20 protein-coding genes are annotated in these 16,935 nt (G+C 61.8%); all 20 read right to left on the bottom strand.

What is annotated here, in order from left to right; translation table 11 throughout:
• Positions 1–23: 23 nt before the first annotated feature.
• The 20 genes from IF690_RS29265 to IF690_RS06945 all read right to left on the bottom strand — a co-directional run bounded on the left by IF690_RS29265 (position 24) and on the right by IF690_RS06945 (position 16,807).
• Positions 24–674, bottom strand: a complete 651-nt coding sequence (locus IF690_RS29265) for a phage tail assembly chaperone (protein ID WP_502710166.1) — start codon at positions 672–674, stop codon at positions 24–26.
• 12 nt (positions 675–686) lie between these two features.
• Positions 687–1,898, bottom strand: coding sequence for a carbohydrate-binding protein CenC (locus tag IF690_RS07035; protein WP_202699518.1), 1,212 nt, complete (start codon positions 1,896–1,898; stop codon positions 687–689).
• Between the two features lie 72 nt (positions 1,899–1,970).
• A complete protein-coding gene (locus tag IF690_RS07030; RefSeq protein WP_202699517.1) occupies positions 1,971–2,456 on the bottom strand; it encodes a tail fiber assembly protein in 486 nt (161 codons plus the stop codon).
• A 2-nt stretch (positions 2,457–2,458) separates the two neighbouring features.
• Positions 2,459–3,379, bottom strand: coding sequence for a gp53-like domain-containing protein (locus IF690_RS07025; RefSeq protein WP_202699516.1), 921 nt, complete (start codon positions 3,377–3,379; stop codon positions 2,459–2,461).
• 167 nt (positions 3,380–3,546) lie between these two features.
• Complete coding sequence (locus IF690_RS07020) at positions 3,547–4,038, bottom strand: phage tail assembly chaperone (protein WP_202699515.1); 492 nt, start codon at positions 4,036–4,038, stop codon at positions 3,547–3,549.
• Positions 4,038–4,958, bottom strand: coding sequence for a glycine-rich domain-containing protein (locus IF690_RS07015; RefSeq protein WP_202699514.1), 921 nt, complete (start codon positions 4,956–4,958; stop codon positions 4,038–4,040). The genes IF690_RS07020 and IF690_RS07015 overlap by 1 nt, the downstream gene beginning before the upstream one ends.
• Positions 4,959–5,054: 96 nt before the next feature.
• Positions 5,055–5,561 carry a phage tail protein gene (locus IF690_RS07010; RefSeq protein WP_202699513.1) on the bottom strand — a complete coding sequence of 169 codons (507 nt, stop codon included), beginning with the start codon at positions 5,559–5,561 and terminating at the stop codon, positions 5,055–5,057.
• Complete coding sequence (locus IF690_RS07005; protein WP_202699512.1) at positions 5,558–6,718, bottom strand: phage tail protein; 1,161 nt, start codon at positions 6,716–6,718, stop codon at positions 5,558–5,560. The genes IF690_RS07010 and IF690_RS07005 overlap by 4 nt, the downstream gene beginning before the upstream one ends.
• A gap of 11 nt (positions 6,719–6,729) precedes the next feature.
• Positions 6,730–7,329, bottom strand: a complete 600-nt coding sequence (locus tag IF690_RS07000; RefSeq protein ID WP_062823510.1) for a YmfQ family protein — start codon at positions 7,327–7,329, stop codon at positions 6,730–6,732.
• The gene (locus tag IF690_RS06995) at positions 7,317–8,357 is read right to left on the bottom strand and encodes a baseplate J/gp47 family protein (RefSeq protein WP_202699511.1); all 1,041 of its coding nucleotides are present in this window, start codon (positions 8,355–8,357) and stop codon (positions 7,317–7,319) included. Before IF690_RS06995 ends, IF690_RS07000 begins: the two co-directional genes overlap by 13 nt.
• Entirely contained in the window at positions 8,347–8,745 is a 399-nt protein-coding gene (locus IF690_RS06990; RefSeq protein ID WP_009047315.1) for a phage GP46 family protein, read from the bottom strand. The genes IF690_RS06995 and IF690_RS06990 overlap by 11 nt, the downstream gene beginning before the upstream one ends.
• A complete protein-coding gene (locus IF690_RS06985) occupies positions 8,745–9,254 on the bottom strand; it encodes a phage baseplate assembly protein V (protein WP_009047314.1) in 510 nt (169 codons plus the stop codon). Before IF690_RS06985 ends, IF690_RS06990 begins: the two co-directional genes overlap by 1 nt.
• A 111-nt stretch (positions 9,255–9,365) precedes the next feature.
• Entirely contained in the window at positions 9,366–10,406 is a 1,041-nt protein-coding gene (locus tag IF690_RS06980) for a phage baseplate assembly protein (RefSeq protein ID WP_202699510.1), read from the bottom strand.
• Between the two features lie 3 nt (positions 10,407–10,409).
• Positions 10,410–11,648, bottom strand: a complete 1,239-nt coding sequence (locus tag IF690_RS06975) for a DNA circularization protein (protein WP_202699509.1) — start codon at positions 11,646–11,648, stop codon at positions 10,410–10,412.
• Entirely contained in the window at positions 11,635–13,710 is a 2,076-nt protein-coding gene (locus tag IF690_RS06970) for a phage tail protein (RefSeq protein ID WP_202699508.1), read from the bottom strand. Before IF690_RS06970 ends, IF690_RS06975 begins: the two co-directional genes overlap by 14 nt.
• 130 nt (positions 13,711–13,840) lie before the next feature.
• Positions 13,841–14,137, bottom strand: a complete 297-nt coding sequence (locus IF690_RS06965) for a phage tail assembly protein (RefSeq protein ID WP_202699507.1) — start codon at positions 14,135–14,137, stop codon at positions 13,841–13,843.
• Positions 14,134–14,481: a phage tail tube protein gene (locus IF690_RS06960; protein ID WP_007923973.1), complete on the bottom strand. Its 348-nt coding sequence runs from the start codon at positions 14,479–14,481 to the stop codon at positions 14,134–14,136. The genes IF690_RS06965 and IF690_RS06960 overlap by 4 nt, the downstream gene beginning before the upstream one ends.
• A 66-nt stretch (positions 14,482–14,547) precedes the next feature.
• Complete coding sequence (locus IF690_RS06955; protein WP_202699506.1) at positions 14,548–16,044, bottom strand: phage tail sheath subtilisin-like domain-containing protein; 1,497 nt, start codon at positions 16,042–16,044, stop codon at positions 14,548–14,550.
• Positions 16,044–16,226, bottom strand: coding sequence for a DUF2635 domain-containing protein (locus tag IF690_RS06950; RefSeq protein WP_007923975.1), 183 nt, complete (start codon positions 16,224–16,226; stop codon positions 16,044–16,046). Before IF690_RS06950 ends, IF690_RS06955 begins: the two co-directional genes overlap by 1 nt.
• Positions 16,223–16,807 carry a phage tail terminator protein gene (locus tag IF690_RS06945; RefSeq protein WP_202699505.1) on the bottom strand — a complete coding sequence of 195 codons (585 nt, stop codon included), beginning with the start codon at positions 16,805–16,807 and terminating at the stop codon, positions 16,223–16,225. The genes IF690_RS06950 and IF690_RS06945 overlap by 4 nt, the downstream gene beginning before the upstream one ends.
• Between the last annotated feature and the right edge of the window lie 128 nt (positions 16,808–16,935).

Here is a 16,935-nt window from a genome sequence, read left to right as displayed (position 1 = left end):
GAGGACGCTCCTGACAAACGAATTCATTGATGTTCCTGAAAGACACTTTCAAGCCAGCTTGGCTCGACCGGTCGATGTTCTGCATCTGGAAAACCGATGGCTGATGGCCAGTCTCGCAACGCCTGCCTGTAAGCCAGCAACTCCTTGAACTGCTCGGTATTCAGCGTCGTCCCTTCACCCATTTCCAGTTCTTCGTTATCGCGAATAACCAACCACTGGGTAGACTCCAGCATCTTGCTGCGCCAGGCCCTTTCAATCGCCTCGGCCTTCTGAGCAGAAGCTTCTGCAGTCGATACAGCAAGAGCAGAAATCAAACTGATATTGAGAAAAGGTCTTGCGACAACAGAAGGAAAATCTGAGGACTCCGGCCAGCTACGCAAAGCCCGGCGATAGGCTTGCAAGTTCTCATAGTCAGCCGTTGATATCGTTGTATCGACCCCTGCCTCCAATTCATCCCGATGCCTCGCGACAATGCCATCGGTTTGTAGAAGCTGCGAATCACGCCAAACACGCTCAGCCCCCTCCGATTCGGTATTGATCGTGATCGGTTTGGGTTCTCCCCCAAAGCTCAGCCATTGCAAATAGGCAGCCCAATCGCGGTTAGCCAAGTCTTCTGGAATAAAAACCGAATCGGCAAGGCGATAGACCCCATTAGCGGTCAGTTGATAGCTCATATGGTTTTATCCCTATAGTTCGGCATCTGCCGTTGCATGGATGTAATAGGTCTGAGGTGCCACTGCCACATCCGAATTATCCACCCAGGCCCCTCGTGTAGAGACTGAATAGGGACGCGCATTGCCTGACGAAATCGCATCGCTCCCGGAGCGCCACTGACCAACAGTTCCGCTTTGCGAGATCCTGTACAGGGCAATGCTGGGAGTCGTTCTTTTTTCTACCTTGAAAGACCACTGTGCCAAAGGTTGAGAAGAGAAGCCTGCCTGCCCTTGCTTGACTATTGATACAAGAGCCCCAGCAACAGAACTTGATGTGTCGCCTGGCTGAATGTCCTGTCTGAGTGTCTTCTCGTAATAACGTTGACACAGTATCAACTCATCGGCGGGAGTTCTAAATTCAAAAGGCGTTGAAATCGCGCCTTCTTCAAGTTGAATTTGCGCCAGATCGATTGTTTGCAGGACATTCAATGGCAAATCGAAGGCCAACCTAAGAGAGTCGTTCTCCGCACCGCCCAGGACTTTGCCTGCAATCGATGGGATTTTCACAGTCGCTGTATAACGCGTCCATGCACTGGTCAACTTAAATACCCCCACCGTCGTGACCACAGATTCCGAACCACCACCAAAAAACTGGGTGACTGTCACCGTGATGTTTCTCTCTGCATCGGCTTTCGCCCAGAAAGTCACGGTTGCCTGCTTTCCGGTTAGAGTTCTGACAGACTCAATATATTGAGAAATCTTATGTGTATTGGCCCCTGCACCGGCCGTGACTTGCTGCCAACGTAGAAAAAATCGCGGTTCATTGGGAACTTCTTTTTGTCCCAAAGTAAAGTTCTGACGCGAAATATTGACTCCAGCATTGCCGTTCCAGTCACAACGAAACCGATCTGCAACATATCCTCCAATATTGGTCCCCTGGTTAGCGGGCCCACGCTGCCAAATATCGAAGTTCCCATTAATCACATGATTCTTTCGATAGACCTGAACCGGAAATGCTTGCAACGGATCCAGCTTGGCCAGTTCTTTGATGGCCAGCGTCAGTTGATTATTCTGATTCTCCACAGGAGACATTCCTGCCGCATCGATTGCATTAACAATCTCTTGAGTGACCGCATTCCCCCAACTCGCGGGGATCAGAGATCCTGGCGTTCCAGCGATCGGATTTTCATCGACAAACTTTCCGTTTACCAAACCAGCACTCGGCACACTCTTTGGGTAGTCCACTGTCTAGCTCTCTTACAAATCAAACATAAAAAATTTCAGCGTTCGGCAAAGCCCAACACGGAACCGACAAACTCAAACGGACTCGGTCACCTGCACCGGTTTTCTCACCCTCTTTCTTTTCACCGTCGCTCCCGTAGTACCGGAAGTCATTCGCAGCACGGGTCGATCCGTGACGGCAGGAAACTTGCGAGATTTTGGCCAGCTGCGCAGATCGCAGCGATAGGCTTGCAGGGCGTTGTAGTCGGCATCGGACAAGGTGGTGACGGCTTGAGACTCCAGTTCATCGCGGTGCCGGGCGACCGACGCATCGGTCTTGAGCAGTTCCGCGTCTCGCCAAGCGCGTTCAATTGAAATCAATTGTTCAGGCGAGGGGCCGGCAGGGTCGACAAGAATGGGCGCGCCGTTGTCATTGGCCGCAATCCGCTTGCCCACGCCCTGCCCGGCAAAGAGTTCGGCATATTCAGCCTGGCTAATCTCAACTGCGCCCTCTGGCGGAGAATCATTGGAAAATGCGACCACATCAAAACCAAGGGTCTTTGCATAAAAATAAATCTTCATGATTATCGCCCCCACACAATAATTCGCCCGGATATAGCCGCGGCCACTTTAATGACCCCAACTTCGACCGATCTGACACGGGCAACCGCTGTTGAAGTATTGGATGCACTCAGATCAAACGACCAGACCGTGACATTCGCCCCACCCCAGCCGGTTGGGTATGCTTCGTCTGCAATACCTCCCAATATTGCATTGGGAAATTTTATGGGTAATGACAGGGACATAACTCCATTGGCGTCAGACCCACCTATCACCCATTGTTCAATCAAGCCACTCGGATATTTTTGATAACCCGCTGTCGAAAGTTGCGCCCCATACAACGCTGAGTATTTAAGACTGGCCGTACCATAAAGGGTCCAGACACCTGACTCCCGAACCAGATTTGCGCTTTCCCCACTACTCATCACAATGGAATTCAGAAAATTCCCTTGTGGGCTGATTTGCGCCCCACTCTTGCTAGCAATGGTAACTACTGCACTATTACGGCAATGCAAACTGATGGTTGCGCCATTTGGAACAGTCGAAACATCCGGTAGGGTGACGGTATAACCGGTAGTCCCACCCAGGCCGATCGAACAACCGACATCGGCAACGGTCAGTTGCGTGCTTTCCGATATTCCTCGAGCGCTGGAGTAATTACCCAGCGCGCGCTGTACAAACTCTGGAGTAGCGACCGAACGACTTACATCAAAGCGCGGAGGTGTAGAAAAAAGTTTTGAACTTTGCAACGCACCCAGCAGTTGATCATTCGCCCCCTCGTCCGGCGTCATACCCGCCGCCTGAACTACACCGAGAATCTCTTGGGTAACGCTATTCCCCCAACTTGCCGGAATAAGCGAACCTGGCGTACCGGCCAGCGGGTCTTCATCAACAAACCTTCCATTCACCAGCCCTACACTGGGCACACTCTTTGGATAATCCAAGGTCTTGCTCCTGATAATAAATTCTGTTGGCCCACCTGCGGACCGGGATCATGAAGCGGCCAACTGCGCGCCCATAAAAAACGCCCGCTTGAAGCGGGCGTTTTTATTGATGAGCGCGATACAGATAAATACGCTGCCGGTCCACTTGAAATGAACGCAGCATTCGATCAATTGGCTGTATGAAAAAAACTCACTGACCACGCTGGAATCGACGGTCGGGCGGTCATCTCGGGAAAGCTATCGGATGTCGGCCAATCGCGCAGTGCCTGGCGATACTCGAGCAACTCCAGATACTGTTTCGCCGTCAGCGTCGTGCCCCGCCCCAGCTCCTGTTCATCGCGATGGCGGGTCACCAGCCATTGGCTGGTCGATAGCATCGATTGACGCCAGTTGCGCTCCTGAACCAGAGCATCCTCGTCAGTCGCCTTGACTCGCACTTCGGGAGCAAGCGCCACTGCTGTCGCCACATCCACCACGGGGGAAAGCGACGCAACCTGTCCAGGAAGGTGGATCGGCTTCCCCAGCTCAACCTCGACGCCTTCAGGAACAGCGACCATCGAACTCAGAAAATCCGCGGCAAACAGCTGGGAAATCATGAAGCCACCGGTCTCGATCAGCTCGACGACAACGTCGTCTTCGACTCGTGCATAGAGGGCCATTATTCGTACTCCCAGATTTCACAAAAGGCGTTGCCGCCGGAGCCACTCACATACGAAGCAGATGGATGGCTCGAACAGCTGCCGCTGCCGCCAGAACCTCGCTGACCCGCATTGCCATTGCCATTCACCCCGTTGAAGGGGCCGCCGCCATCGAACGGGCTGGCGGCTCCCCATCCAGAAAGCAGACCCCAATTGGGATTGCTCATCGCATAACCACCCGTTGCACCACGCGCATTGGCAAGGTTGCCACCCGTTACGACTTGGCCGCCCATGCCGCCCTGGACAAATCCAGGGGTGTTCGACACGAAGGTCAGAATCTGCCCCCCTCCTCCCCCTGCGGCGCTCATGAGGCTGCCAAACGACGCAGCGCCTCCCGCGGCCCCCATACTGGTTCGAGCGGCCCCACCGGCACCCAGTGTGATGGGTACACCCGCCAACATTTCCGGAGTCACGTCGTAAAGACTCTCCGCATAGGCGCCAGCCCCTCCGCCACCGCCCAGGCTTTGATAAGTGGCCGCTACCGGCGGACAACCGGCGCCGGAACCGCCCGCCCCCACCAGTCGGACACGAATCCGTCTGGCCTTGGGGCTGGGGCGATAAACCGTGACGCCGACGGTGTCGAACTGCTTGACCGCCAACAGGCGCCCGCCGGCATCCGTGATGCCATAACCGCTCAAGGTGGTCGGGGTGTTTTTCAATTTGTTGAAATCCACCAGCGCGGCAATCGCCAACGCCAGTTGATCGTTCTTTGCCTCGTCCGGCGCTAGGCCGGCGGCCTTGATGACGCTGAGGATCTCTTGCGTCACCCCGTTGCCCCAGGCAGCAGGAATCAGGGAGCCTGGCGTTCCGAGAAGCGGGTTCTCGTCGACAAACCAACCATTGACCAGCCCCACACTGGGAATACTTTTTGGATAGTCCATATCATTGTCCTACGATCCCGCTTACCGGGGAGCCTCGTACGTAAAGGCACTCACCTATGCCATGAGTGCACTGAATGTCCTGCAGCAAGGCACGACTCAGCCACTGACAACCTTGCCAATCGCCTGGATCGCTGCCTCGCAGGTGTCTTTTGCCGCATCCTGCTTGCCCTTGCCGGCCTGGGCCCGAATACGCTCTTTTGCCTGCAATCGCAGCGTGCGAAGTGCGAGCAGCTTGCTGTTGAGCTCGGCCGCCTTGTCGAGAATCTGGTCGGCCGCTGCCTTGGCGGTACGGCCTTTCACCACCCAGGCGCTTACCGCGAGGGGCACTGCCTTTTTCGGGTACCCGGCTTCCTTGAAAGCCTGGGCGTCGCTGGCGGCCTGGGCATACTCCGCGGCCTTGAGCGGATCACCAACCAAAGCGGCACGGGCGCTGTCGGCGATGGCATCGACCCTGGCACACAGGCGCTCGGTTTCCTGCTGCTCCAGCAGGACTGCTTTCGCAGCGTCCAGAACCCAGTTTTCCCCATCCCAGTCATGGGCAACGGAGGGCTGTGCAGGACGCAGGCCGTCCTCAAACTGATGCATCTCTTGAATGACTCTCATCGGATCAGTTCCCAGGACAGTTGAAGATTGACGGCATTGGAAAAGTTGACGGCGATACCGGCGCTGTAATCGGTGATCGGGTGGGTCTTGATGCCCATGCTCATCAACAGCTCGTCGCTTTCGGCGTTGTTAGCCCCCAACAGGTGTTCCGCCTGATAAGCCTGCCAAAGGGAGCGCAATTGGTTGTGATCGAAGCTGGCGGTCAATGAGGAAACCGTCACATCGCCCACCACGTTGTTGGTGAATAAGCTGCAAGGGGTTGGATTCGCTGGGTCCGTCCAGCCTGCCGCATGGTTCGAACTGTTGGGCGAAACCGGTGACAAGTAGCAATAGTTACCGCCCAGCCAACCAGCCTGAGGGAATGCCAGGGAAGTAACAGCGCTGGCGGACGGCGTCGGGTTGCCCGCGACCAGACGCGCAGCACGGGCATGCGGGTCGAGGGGCAGGAAGACAGTTCCCGAACCATTCAAGGTCTGGCTCCAGCTCAGGCGCGCCCGGTTGTAGATCTGTCGCACGACAGGTGCGGTACCCGGTACACCGGTAACCACCCAGGCCACGCACATATCCAGCGGCGTCGACTGGAAACCGCCGCCGGCACTGCCATTGACGACGCCTTTAAGCGAGTCGGGAGTCGTGTCATAGACGGTTCCGCGCTGCATGTAGAACGTCAGCACGCCACCTATCACTTGGGCCCTGAGGAAATACCCCGAGCTGGGCAACAAGTCCGCGCTGCTCCAGGCACTGGTCTGGAAGGTACGCGAACGACCCAATTGCCCGGCCAGCACTTCCTGGCCGAGGCTGACGTACACGCCCGCCGGGATCGATACCCTGCCGCCACTGGTCGAAACTGCGGTCGGCGTCACCGCCAGACGCGCGTCGGCCGTTGCCACGGTCGGCAACGCCAGGGCATTGAGCGGCAACGCCAGGTCCTGATTCCAGCCTTTGGCAGCGACGGTCTGGATCGCCAGCAGCAACTGGTCAGTCTTCACCTCGTCCGGCGTCAGTTCAGCCGCCTTGATGACATTCAAAATCTCCTGGGTCACCCCGTTCCCCCAGTCCGCCGGAATCAGCGATCCCGGGGTGCCGGTCAGCGGGTTCTCATCGACGAACCTGCCGTTGACCAACCCGGCACTGGGCACACTTTTCGGATAATCCATCGGTCTATCCCCTAGTCATAATTGATGTGCACCCGCGTATGGGCCGGTGCGCTGCGGTGGATCTGGCATTCCAGGGCGGAGCCCGGGTTCATGCCGAAACGCTCGCCCCAGTAACTCGCGCCAAAGCGCCGGCCCAGGAGCAGTCGTCCACCGGTGTTGAGCGTCCACATGAATTGCGCCTGCCAGGTGCCGAAATGCGCGTCACCAAACCGTGCACGGCCCATGCGCGGGGCTTCGTGCTCGGTGATGGTGGCGTTCGGATAGCCCTGGCTACGGGCGATCTCGATGTAGTAGGCGAGCGCCTGGCTGCCGACGGCCAGCAGTCGCCGGCGCACCGCCAGGCGGCGGTCGTCGAACAGCGGGGTCGGCCCCAGGCAGGGGTCGGGCAGGTTCATCACCCGTTCCCAGTCCGGTACCAGCTCGCTGGCGCCGGCCGGGTCCATTTCGTTGAGCAGGTCGGCGGCACGAGCGTCGAGACGGGCCAGTTCCTGGGAGACGCCTTCGAGCACCTCCTCGAGTTCCGGCACCCGCTCCGGATCCCAGGCCGGGCCGCTGGGCAGCAGGCTGCGCAGCTGGCTCTGGTACTGCGCGGCGGTTCTTACTCCAGCCATACGCAACCTCCGAACGTCAGCAACTGGTTACTGGCCGCAGGGACATCCGCGATCGGCGCGCTGAGCCGGTGATCGTTCTCGCCGGCGGCACTGCTGATGGCCTCGCGGATATGGCTGATCAACAAGGTGTCGCCCAGGCCGGCCTCGCGGTTGTGCAGATCGCGCAACTGGGCCTCGACCGCCGCGCGCACTGCGCTGGTGTCCGGTGACAGCCGCAGGCTGTAGGTCACCGGCAATTGCTGCGGTGCCAGCACATGCAACTCGGCCGTCACCGGGCGCAGCGGTTCGATGTAGGCCTTTACCTCCGCCAGTTGTTCGGCATTCGGGATCGGTTGCGCATCGTCATCGCGCATCACGAACAGCCCCACGGTGCCCGGCCCCAGGTAGCTGCCACGGCACCAGGCGCGGGTGATGCCCGGGCACTCCAGCGCCCAGGTTTCATAGTCCTGGGCCGAGCCGCCGTGGGGGATGATGCGGTAGGAGCGGATCACCCGCGCGCGCAGCGATTCCAGGCTTTCCGCGGCGACGCCGCCGCTCAGGCCGGGGGCGAGCACGCTGAAGCTGTTGCCGATGCCCTGGATCGGTTGCACCGGGATCAGCTCCAGGCCGGCCTCGGCATTGCCCAGGGTGCCGGCGTCGAGAGCCTGGACGGTGGTGCTGTTGTGGCCGGCGCTGGTGGTGCGGGCGGCGGTGACTTTGTAGGTGCGGCCGTCACTGGCCTGCAGCAGGGTATCGACGTCCAGCACCGCGCCCGCCGCGGCGCTGAAGCCCACCGAACCGCTGGCCGCCTGGGCGGCCTTGCGTGGCTGGTTGAGGCGCAACGCGGCGATGCGTTCCAGGGTCGATTCGTCGGCCTTGTCCGGCAGGATCTGATCGGCGATCCAGTCCAGGTAGCCGTAGAGGCCATAGGCGGCGCCACCAAGGGCGCGGGCCAGCACTTGCGCATCGGACTGGCGCAGCGCATCGCTGGCCAGGTCGCTTTGGGTGCGCTTGATCAGCACCGGCAGCGAAGGGGTATCAAAGGGCATAGGTCACCTGCCAACTGTTATCGGGGTTGATGTCCAGGCGTTCACCGTTGGCCAGGACCAGCGTCGTGCGCAGGTTCAGGCGCTGGTCGTCGAGACGTTCGCTGATGATCTCGACCGCGCTGCAATGGCCATCGTCGATCAGCCATTGCAGGGCTTCGCGGGCATAGAACTCGGCGTCGAGCTGGGTCTGGCGGGTGAGCTTGACCCGCCGCAGCAGCCACAACCGCGAGCCGATGCGGTCGTCGGCCACGGTGGGAAAGCTGTCGCCCCACCAGCCGAAGCGCTCCTCGTCATCCAGTGGGTCGTCGTCCGCTGCGCGGCGCCAGGTGAACAGGCTGATCAGCACGGCACGGGTCAGTGCGCGGTGCAGGTCTTGGCTGATGAACATCATTGGCCTCCCGCCGGCGCGCCGGTCTGCCCGCTACCCGACTGCACGCCGCCATGCACGTGCTGGATCTGGCTGATGCCGCCAGCGACCTGATCGCCCTGGGAGACGATCTTGCCGGTCTGGGTCAGGGTCGGGGTGTCGATGTGCACCGCGCTGCTGGCGCGGATATTGAGGGTGGCGGTCTCGATGTCGATGATCCGCCCGCGCTTGAAATGAATCTTGTCGCCTTCGTCGGTGTAGATCGCCACTTCGCCGGGGGCCAGGGCCTTGAGGCGAAAACGGCGGTCGGCGACCACCAGCACGACGGCATGGGAGCGATCGCCGCCGAGAAAGGTGGCGATGCCTTCGGCGCCGGCCAGCGGGTTGCTGGTGAAGCCGTAGGGTTCGAAATGCTCCATGTCGTCGTTCACTTCGCCGGCGGTCAGGCGCATTTGCAGCGATTGCAGTTTGTTGGCCGAGTTGGCGAGCACGACGGTGCCGCGCGCCAACAGGCGTGTCAGTAGGCTCATGGGTTCTCCTTGCCTTTTGTAGGAGCGAGCTTGCTCGCGATAGCGACCTTGCAGGCACACCGCGTCGCCCCCATCGCGAGCAAGCTCGCTCCTACAGGTAAAGGGGCGGCATCAGGTTTTGGGGGGTACGGGACTGGCGTCGAAGGTGTGGGGCGGCGCCACCTGCAGGGTGGTGATCGAGCCCTGCTCGGAGAGCGAGTAGGTGACTTTGGAAATCAGCAGGTCCTGGTCGAAACCCAGCACCGGGTCGATCACCCGCACCAGGGTGTTGTGGCGCCACAGGTCGCCGTTGCTCTGGCGCCAGCCCTGCACCTTGTAGGTGCTGGTCAGGGCCTTGCCGGTGCGGATGGCACTTTCCCAGTCGGCCCGTTGCTGGGCCAGCTCCTGGGTCAACTGCGCCGGCTCATTGATTACCGTGACCCGCTTGCGCTTGGCCGCGCTGTCGCGGGCCACGCCCGACACTTCGCTGACCGCGGCGCCGCTTTTCTGGTCGTTTCCCTTGTGCTGGCCGATTACCCGGTACTCGGAAAACACCTGGCTGAAGTCCATCGGCGCGCTGGCCGCGAGGATGTTCTTGCCCAGCTCCAGCACATCCACCGCGCGCCCGCCGCTGCCCGGCCGGGCCAACAGCACCCGGCCTTCGGCGTCGTCGGTGGAGAACACCCGGAACAACGTCAGCAGGCGGTCGATGGACTGGAACACGGTTTCCCCGGGCACGATGCTGTGGCTGCTCAAGCGCGTGGTTTCCGCGATCTCGCTGACCACCCCGACGCCGTAGGACGCGGCCAGGGCCTGGACGATTTTCAGCAGGCTCTGTTCGCGCCATTGGCCGGGCTGGTTGATCGCCGCGCAATCCACCAGGTCCTGGGTCAGGGAGCTGCCCTCGATGCTCAGGCCGATCTGCCGACCGTCATAGCTGATCGGCGCCTTGAACACATGACCGCTGAGCAACAGGTCGGCGCCGATCCGCACCTGGCACTTGGCGCCGGGACGGATGCGCTGGTCCAGGGTCTGCCCCGGCCATTGCCAGGTCACGTCGAGCTTGAAGGTGCGAAACTGGCGCTCCAGGTCGGCGCTGATCTCGACGCTTTTCCAGCCGCCGTAATCCTGGCCGTCCACCGTCAGCAACACCCGGTTATCGAAGTTGCTCATGGCTCACTCCCCCGCCACTTTGACGTTGGTCGGCGGCAGGAAACCGGGATGGGCCACGCCGTTGCGCTGCTGCACTTCGGCCGCTCGGGTGGCATCGCCGAACAGCCGGTAGGCGAGCACCACCGTCGGCAGGCTCTGCATCGGGTTCTTGACCACCAGCCGCACACCGGACGAAGCCACCGCGGTGAGATGGCCGTAGACCAGCTGGCGCAAGCCGTTGAGCACCTCGTAGTGCACAGCATCGGCTTTCTCCGCCGCCTGCCAGATCGCTTCGTTGATCGAGTTGCGCAGCGCCAGCACCTCATCGGCCACCGGCACTTCCGCACGGGTCACCGGCTGGATCGCCTGTTTGGCCAGTGACGGCGTGCCGCTCAGCTTGACCGCCGGGGTCGCCACCGGCAGCGACGCCACGGCCTGGGCGATCCGCACCAGCACAGCGTCCTGCACCAGGTCCGCCATGGCTTGCGCCGCGGCGGTGGTGTCCTTGCCGGTGGTGAGTTTCGGCGTGTCGATCTTCTTCACCGCCTCGACCTGCTGCGAGACATTGGCCAGCACGCCGCGATAACCGTTGCGCGCATAGTCCTTGAGGTCCTTGATGTCCCCCAGCAAGCCCTTGAACTCGGCGCTCACTTCCTTGGGCAAGTCCTTGATCGCCCGCACCAGCAGGTTGAGATCGCGGTAGGTGTCGATCAGCGGCTTGAGCTCCTGCTCGATAGTCTGGTAGACCTCCTTGAGGCTGTTGCGCAGATCGGCGATGCCGATGCGCGCGGCCTTGACCAGGGTCATGGCCTCCTCGAAGCGGCGCACCGCCGAGCCGATAAGGCTGTCGGCCGACACCAGCAACAGCTGCCGGGTGTTGACCGTGGCGCTGGGGAACTGCAACGGCTGGTCGGGGTAGAACTTCAGGGTGAAGGTCACCAGGCCGCCGTCCTGGCGGCTCTGGGTCATCTCGCATTCACCGACCTTGACCTGCAGGCGCCCCAGCCACGGATGCACCAGTTCGCCACTGCCCTGCTCCAGCGCCTGGAGCAACTTGTCGCGCTGTTCCAGGCAATCGGCACCGACGATGAACGCCGTCAGGTCGTGGGTCCGTGCCTGCCGCCCCAGGCTCTCGTAGAACGGCAGGTCACGCTGCGGGTACTCGTGCAACTGGCCCTTGTGGCCGACCGGGGTTTTCGCCTGGTCGACCCAGAACCCGACGCCACGAAACGACGCCGGCAACAAACGATCACGCCAGCTCATTGGAACCTCCTAGCGAAAGTGAGCGATAGCCGACACGCGACGACAGCGCCACGCCGGGTTGGTTGATTTGTGGCGCGCTGGTACGCAGGCCCGCCGGGGCGTTTTCGAAGCTCACCGTCAGCCCGCCCTGCAATTGCGTGCGGTTGTTGGCCGCGCTCTGTTGCAGCAGCGAGGTGGAGCTTTGCGGCAAGCTGCCGGAAAGCGCCGAAGAACCCGGCACCGGCTGGCCGCCACCAAAAAACGCCGGCGCCAGCGCGCCTTTGCCTTCGGCATTGGTTTGCCGCTGCGCCTCGGTCAGGTTTTCGACCTTGCCGGTGACGCGGGCGACGAAGCCGGCGAAACCACCGTCGAACAGTTCCCTGATCGGTGCGATCACCGCCTGCAGCCGTTGCCACAGGCTACTGAACCACTCGGTGATCGGCTCCCAGTTCTTGATGATCTGCCCCAGGGGCGACCACTCGAACATACCGCGCATAAACTCGATGGCCGGCGCCGCCAGGGCTTTCAACACATCCCAGAGGGCCGCGAACACGTCGCTGATGGGCTGCCAGTTGGCAATGATCTGCCCCACGGGCGACCACTCGAACAGGGTGACAAAAAAGTCCTTGATGAGCTGCGCCGCGCTTTTCAGGGTCGCCCAGATGGCGTCGAAGTAGGTGCTGATCGTGCCCCAGTTATTGATCACCAGCCCCAGTGGCGAGGTATCGAACAATGTGACGAAGAAGTCCTTCACCTGTTGCGCCGGACCTTGCAGGCCGGCCCAGAACGAAGCGAAGTAGGCGCTGATGGCGCCCCAGTTATTGATCACCAGCCCCAGCGGCGAGCTGTCGAACAGCCCGATGAAGAAGGCCTTGACCCGTTGCGCCGGACCTTGCAGGCCGGCCCAGAGCGAGGCGAAGTAGGCGCTGATGGCGCCCCAGTTGTTGATCACCAGCCCCAGCGGCGAGCTGTCGAACAGCCCGATGAAGAAGGCCTTGAGCCGTTGCGCCGGACCTTGCAGGCCAGCCCAGAGCGAAGCGAAGAAGCCGCTGATCGCTCCCCAGTTGTTGATCACCAGCCCCAGCGGTGTCCAGTCGAACAGGCCTTTGAGGAAGTTCATCGCCGGAACGGACAACGCCTTGAGCAACTCCCACAGCGCCGAAAACAGGCCGCTCAGGGGCGTCCAGTGTTCAATCACCAGCCCCAGCGGGGTCCAGGAAAACACCTGTTTGAAGAAGTCGACCACTGACGCGGCCATGGTCTTGAGCTGTTCCCAGAGACCGGCAAAAAAGCCTGTGATCGATCCCCAATTGGCGATCACCATGCCCAGCGGCGTCCAGTCGAAGACCGTCCTCAACCCCGCCATCAGTTGTGTGGCGGCGTCCTTGATGCCCGCCCAGAGGGTGACAAAAAACGCCGACAGCGGCTCCCAGTTGGCCACGATCAGGCCCGCCGCCACAGCGATCCCCAGGGCGATCAGGCCGATGGGCGAGGCCAGCAGGCCGCTGCTGAACAGGGTCACGGCGGACGAAGCCAGGGTCATGGCGCCACGGATCGCGGTGAAGGCCAAGGCCCCGGCGGCGAGGCCCTGGACCAGCTGCGGGTTGCTTTCAATGACCTTCGCCACAAAGCCCAGCAGCGGCTGCACGGCGGTCACTACCGAGTTGACCGCCGGCAGCAGCGCGCTGCCGAACTTTTGCGAAATGTCGTCGACGCTGTCGCCAAACGCCTTCAGGTTGGTACCCGTCTCGCCCAACACATCCTTGGGCGGTTCGATGCCCTGGGCCACCAGCTTGGCTCGCGCCGCCTGGTTCTCGAATTCGATGGCGGAATTGACTCCCGCCACGAAGGGCGCGGCCAGGCCACCGCCCTTGATCAGGCCGGAAAAATCCAGCCCGCCCAGGCCGCTGTCTTCGATGCTTTTCTTGAAGTTGCTGACTTTCGAACGAACCTCGCCCAGCTCGGCGTCCAGTTTCTGCATGCCTTGCATGACCACCTGCATGTTCACCGTGGTCTGCACATGGGTCACGCTCAGACGCTGTTTGATGCTCGTCTGATTCAAGCTTTGATTGATGTTCGCCATCACTGCACCTGCTGCATCGCATTGATCCGTTGCGCGTGCTCCAGGGACTCCCGGAGCACATCCAGTGGCCTGGCCATCATCTGTTCGGGGTCAACCTTCCAGAACCAGGCCAGGTCATAGGCAACCGCGATCAGGTCGCTGATGGCTCCGATGCCGCACTCATGAAAAAACTCGCGACCGCCCAGCTCAGGGCGTTGAGGTCAGCCAGGTCCAGCTGGTTGACCGAGGACGGAGGGATGCCGGCACAGACCGCGATGTACTTGGCCGCGACATCCATGTCGAGGCTGACTTCTTCGCTCTTGTCGATCTTGTACGGCAGCGCCTTGATCACCCGCACTTCCTGCACCGTCGGGCGACGCAGGGTCAGTTCGGTCAGCGGTTCGCCGTGGGCTTCGATGGCCACACGCAGCTTTACGCTATCGCTCATTGCCAGGTCCCCTTGATGCCTTCGAACTTCAGTTCGATGCTCGCGTCGTCACCCTTGGAAACCGGCTCTTCCACCAGGTAGGCGCCAGCCAGGACGTAGACCTTGCCGTTGCTGAACTCGCAGGTGACGGTCATGTCGGAACCGGCCACCAGCTGCTTGAGCGGGAAGTCCGGGGTGTGCAGCGCCGTGACCTTGAAGGACGGGGCAATGTCGGTTTCCTTGTAGAAACCCGGCACGATGGTTTCCCGTTTCACGGACATCAGCGGTGCTTCGCAGCCGCCGTTGATGGTCAGTTGAGCGCCGTCCACTTTGACGTAGCAGGTGCCCGCAATCAGTTGACCCATGGTGTTTCTCCCAAAAAATGAGCCCGCGCGGGGCGGGCTGGAAAAGCGCAGTGAAAGAGGCTCGGCTTAGGCCGCCGCGTCGTACTGCAGACGGAATTGGTTGAGCAGCGCGAACACTCGCAGGCCGTTGATGTAGTCCGGCGGGAACAGCACGTTGACCCGGCTCGGGTCCTGGCTGTCGCGCTCGACGATCAGGTGCTCGGCGAACAGCTCGGCGTTCTCCACGTGGCCTTCCAGTTCGAGCTTGGCGTACTGGGCGATCAGCTCGCCGCGGATGGTGCTCGGGGTGACGATCGGCTGGCCGGCGCCGAAGCGGGTACCGTCGGCGGCCAGTTTGTGGCGCCCGTACTTGCTGGTGATCACGCTTTGCAGGCGACGCACGATAAAGGCCGACTGGTGCATGGTTTCGCTGTCCAGGTAGGAGTTGTCGGCCTGGCCGTAGGCGTTCTTCTGGTAGGTGGTGATCGAACGCTGGATGCGCACGTAACCGCCTTCGTAGTAGGCGGTGGCGATGCCGTAGCTGAGCAGCGACTGACGCTCGGTCAGGGTGAAACGCTCGCTGGCCGGCGCCGGATCGACGCCCGGCAGGCTGCCGCTCTGGGTCGGACGGCTGGCATCGGCGGAGATGAACACCGAGGTGCGCGCGGCCAGCGCGGCGGCCTGCACCCAGAACGGCTGCGGTACGCCCGGCTCCAGGGCCTGGATGGTGATGTGCTGGTCGTTGCGGGCCTGGCCGGCCGCCACCAGGGTGCCGACGGTGCCGCGCTTGGCGCTGTAGACGTGACCGAACAGTTGCTTGGCCCAGGACCAGCGACCGGTGCTGTCATCCATGACGGCTTGCCAGGCGTTGAGGGTCGCGGTGTCGGTCCACGGCATGCAGATGAACTCGAAAGGCTCATCGCCCAGGGCCGCCAGGGCGGCGACCTGATCCGGCACGCCGGCGCCGCCGGCCATTTTGCCGACCGTCACGCTCAAGCCAGCCGGGGTTTCTTCGCCGTTGCTCTTGCCCAGGCGGTTGAGCTGCAGGCTGATGTCGTTAGCGCTGTCGCCGGTCCATTTGGCGGTCAGGGTCAGGGTGCCTTCGACCGCCGCGGCGCTCACCGACAGGTCGGCGGCGGCGTTGATTTTCAGCGCCAGCGCACTGGCCGCCTGGGCTGCGGTAGCGGCATTGACGATGGCGGCCTGAACCCGCGCACCACCGACATACAGGTTGAGCACGCCGCTTTCGCTGGCGGTGCCGGTGAACGTCAGCTCGGCCTTGGCCACGCTGCCTTCGACGTTGTGCAGCGGCAGGCACCAGATCTCACCGACCGGGTCGGTCTTGCGCCAGGTCTCGTACATGGAGGCGAGCATCGAGCCCTGACCGCCGATGCGCTTGGCCAGCGCGACGCTGGATACCAGCACCAGCTTGCCGGTTTCGGCAGGCGCGACGTTGTCGTTGACCTGGGCCACGATCAGTCGGCGCATGGCCGAAGAAGCGCTATTGGCCGCCGAATTGTCCATCTCGGCGTAGAACAGCGGCACACGAATGTCCGCCGGAATGTTGCTGAATCCGATCGCCATTATTTGGCTCCTTGTGGTTTGGCCGCCTTCGCGGCCTTGAGGGTGATATCGCCATCGGCCAGACGCCGGCGCCACCAGGCGTTGTCGTCGACTTCACGGCCTTCCAGCGGCAGCAGGTCGCCGGCTTCGGGGTCCGGCACGGCGCGGCCCGCGGCCGGCAGCACAGTGATGCGTTTGCTCATTGCGTTACGTCTCCAGAGAAAGTCAGTTCCAGGCGCCCGTCGGGCCCCGGGTGTTGCAGGTTGGGGTCCGCCGGATCGATGGCATCGACCCGTACCGTGACCCCGGTAAAGGACGGCAAGCCGTCCAGTTCACGCTCACGCCAGGTTTCCGCCGGCTGGCTGGCCAGGTTGCGTCCCAGCTGGAACTCGGCGAAAAAGCGCAGCTGATAGAACAACCGCGTGGCGCTGAGCGAAACCAGCTCGCCACCGTCGTATTCGATCGGGTTGTAGTCCGCGCCCGGCTTGAACCCCACCAGCGCCCGCCACGCCTCGGCACGCAGGCTTTCGAGTTGCTCCAGGGCCTGCCGGGCGTCGCTGGCATCCAGCACCAGGGTGATCACAAAACGGTCGCGGATGGCCTGGCGGGTAACGTTCTGCCCGGTGCTGGGGCTGGCCAGATCGGCGATCGGCGTCACATGGGCACTGGGGGTGGGCAACGCGGTATTGCTTTGCAGCAGCGCGAGATCGACGCCGACGGCCACCTGATTGGCCAGGCCGGGGCAGTGATCGCGCAGTTGCGTGAGGATCGGAGTGATCTTCATGAAGAAGCTCCAAAGCTGAGTGAATGAAGAAACCGTCGGACGCGGCCACAACGGATCGCCCAGGCAGCGGGTCCCCGGGCAACAGGATGGAGCCGTAGAAAAGAAGGACGCGGGAGAACAGGAGGCCG

Source organism: Pseudomonas sp. SK3(2021) (genome assembly GCF_016772375.1).
GTDB classification, from domain to species: domain Bacteria; phylum Pseudomonadota; class Gammaproteobacteria; order Pseudomonadales; family Pseudomonadaceae; genus Aquipseudomonas; species Aquipseudomonas chlororaphis_I.
The sequence above is the reverse complement of the archived record's forward strand: the minus strand, read 5'-3'. Positions and strand labels throughout refer to the sequence as shown.

Bases quoted from the DNA above. Each gene is read 5' to 3' on its own strand.
- IF690_RS07010 (WP_202699513.1), bottom strand. From the start codon at position 5,561: ATGAGAGTCATTCAAGAGATGCATCAGTTTGAGGACGGCCTGCGTCCT.
- IF690_RS06990 (WP_009047315.1), bottom strand. From the start codon at position 8,745: ATGTTCATCAGCCAAGACCTGCACCGCGCACTGACCCGTGCCGTGCTG.
- IF690_RS06970 (WP_202699508.1), bottom strand. From the start codon at position 13,710: ATGGCGAACATCAATCAAAGCTTGAATCAGACGAGCATCAAACAGCGT.
- IF690_RS06950 (WP_007923975.1), bottom strand. From the start codon at position 16,226: ATGAGCAAACGCATCACTGTGCTGCCGGCCGCGGGCCGCGCCGTGCCG.
- IF690_RS06980 (WP_202699510.1), bottom strand. From the start codon at position 10,406: ATGAGCAACTTCGATAACCGGGTGTTGCTGACGGTGGACGGCCAGGAT.
- IF690_RS07030 (WP_202699517.1), bottom strand. From the start codon at position 2,456: ATGAAGATTTATTTTTATGCAAAGACCCTTGGTTTTGATGTGGTCGCA.
- IF690_RS07015 (WP_202699514.1), bottom strand. From the start codon at position 4,958: ATGGACTATCCAAAAAGTATTCCCAGTGTGGGGCTGGTCAATGGTTGG.
- IF690_RS07005 (WP_202699512.1), bottom strand. From the start codon at position 6,718: ATGGATTATCCGAAAAGTGTGCCCAGTGCCGGGTTGGTCAACGGCAGG.
- IF690_RS06985 (WP_009047314.1), bottom strand. From the start codon at position 9,254: ATGAGCCTACTGACACGCCTGTTGGCGCGCGGCACCGTCGTGCTCGCC.
- IF690_RS06965 (WP_202699507.1), bottom strand. From the start codon at position 14,137: ATGAGCGATAGCGTAAAGCTGCGTGTGGCCATCGAAGCCCACGGCGAA.
- IF690_RS06975 (WP_202699509.1), bottom strand. From the start codon at position 11,648: ATGAGCTGGCGTGATCGTTTGTTGCCGGCGTCGTTTCGTGGCGTCGGG.
- IF690_RS29265 (WP_502710166.1), bottom strand. From the start codon at position 674: ATGAGCTATCAACTGACCGCTAATGGGGTCTATCGCCTTGCCGATTCG.
- IF690_RS07020 (WP_202699515.1), bottom strand. From the start codon at position 4,038: ATGGCCCTCTATGCACGAGTCGAAGACGACGTTGTCGTCGAGCTGATC.
- IF690_RS06995 (WP_202699511.1), bottom strand. From the start codon at position 8,357: ATGCCCTTTGATACCCCTTCGCTGCCGGTGCTGATCAAGCGCACCCAA.
- IF690_RS06960 (WP_007923973.1), bottom strand. From the start codon at position 14,481: ATGGGTCAACTGATTGCGGGCACCTGCTACGTCAAAGTGGACGGCGCT.
- IF690_RS06945 (WP_202699505.1), bottom strand. From the start codon at position 16,807: ATGAAGATCACTCCGATCCTCACGCAACTGCGCGATCACTGCCCCGGC.
- IF690_RS06955 (WP_202699506.1), bottom strand. From the start codon at position 16,044: ATGGCGATCGGATTCAGCAACATTCCGGCGGACATTCGTGTGCCGCTG.
- IF690_RS07000 (WP_062823510.1), bottom strand. From the start codon at position 7,329: ATGGCTGGAGTAAGAACCGCCGCGCAGTACCAGAGCCAGCTGCGCAGC.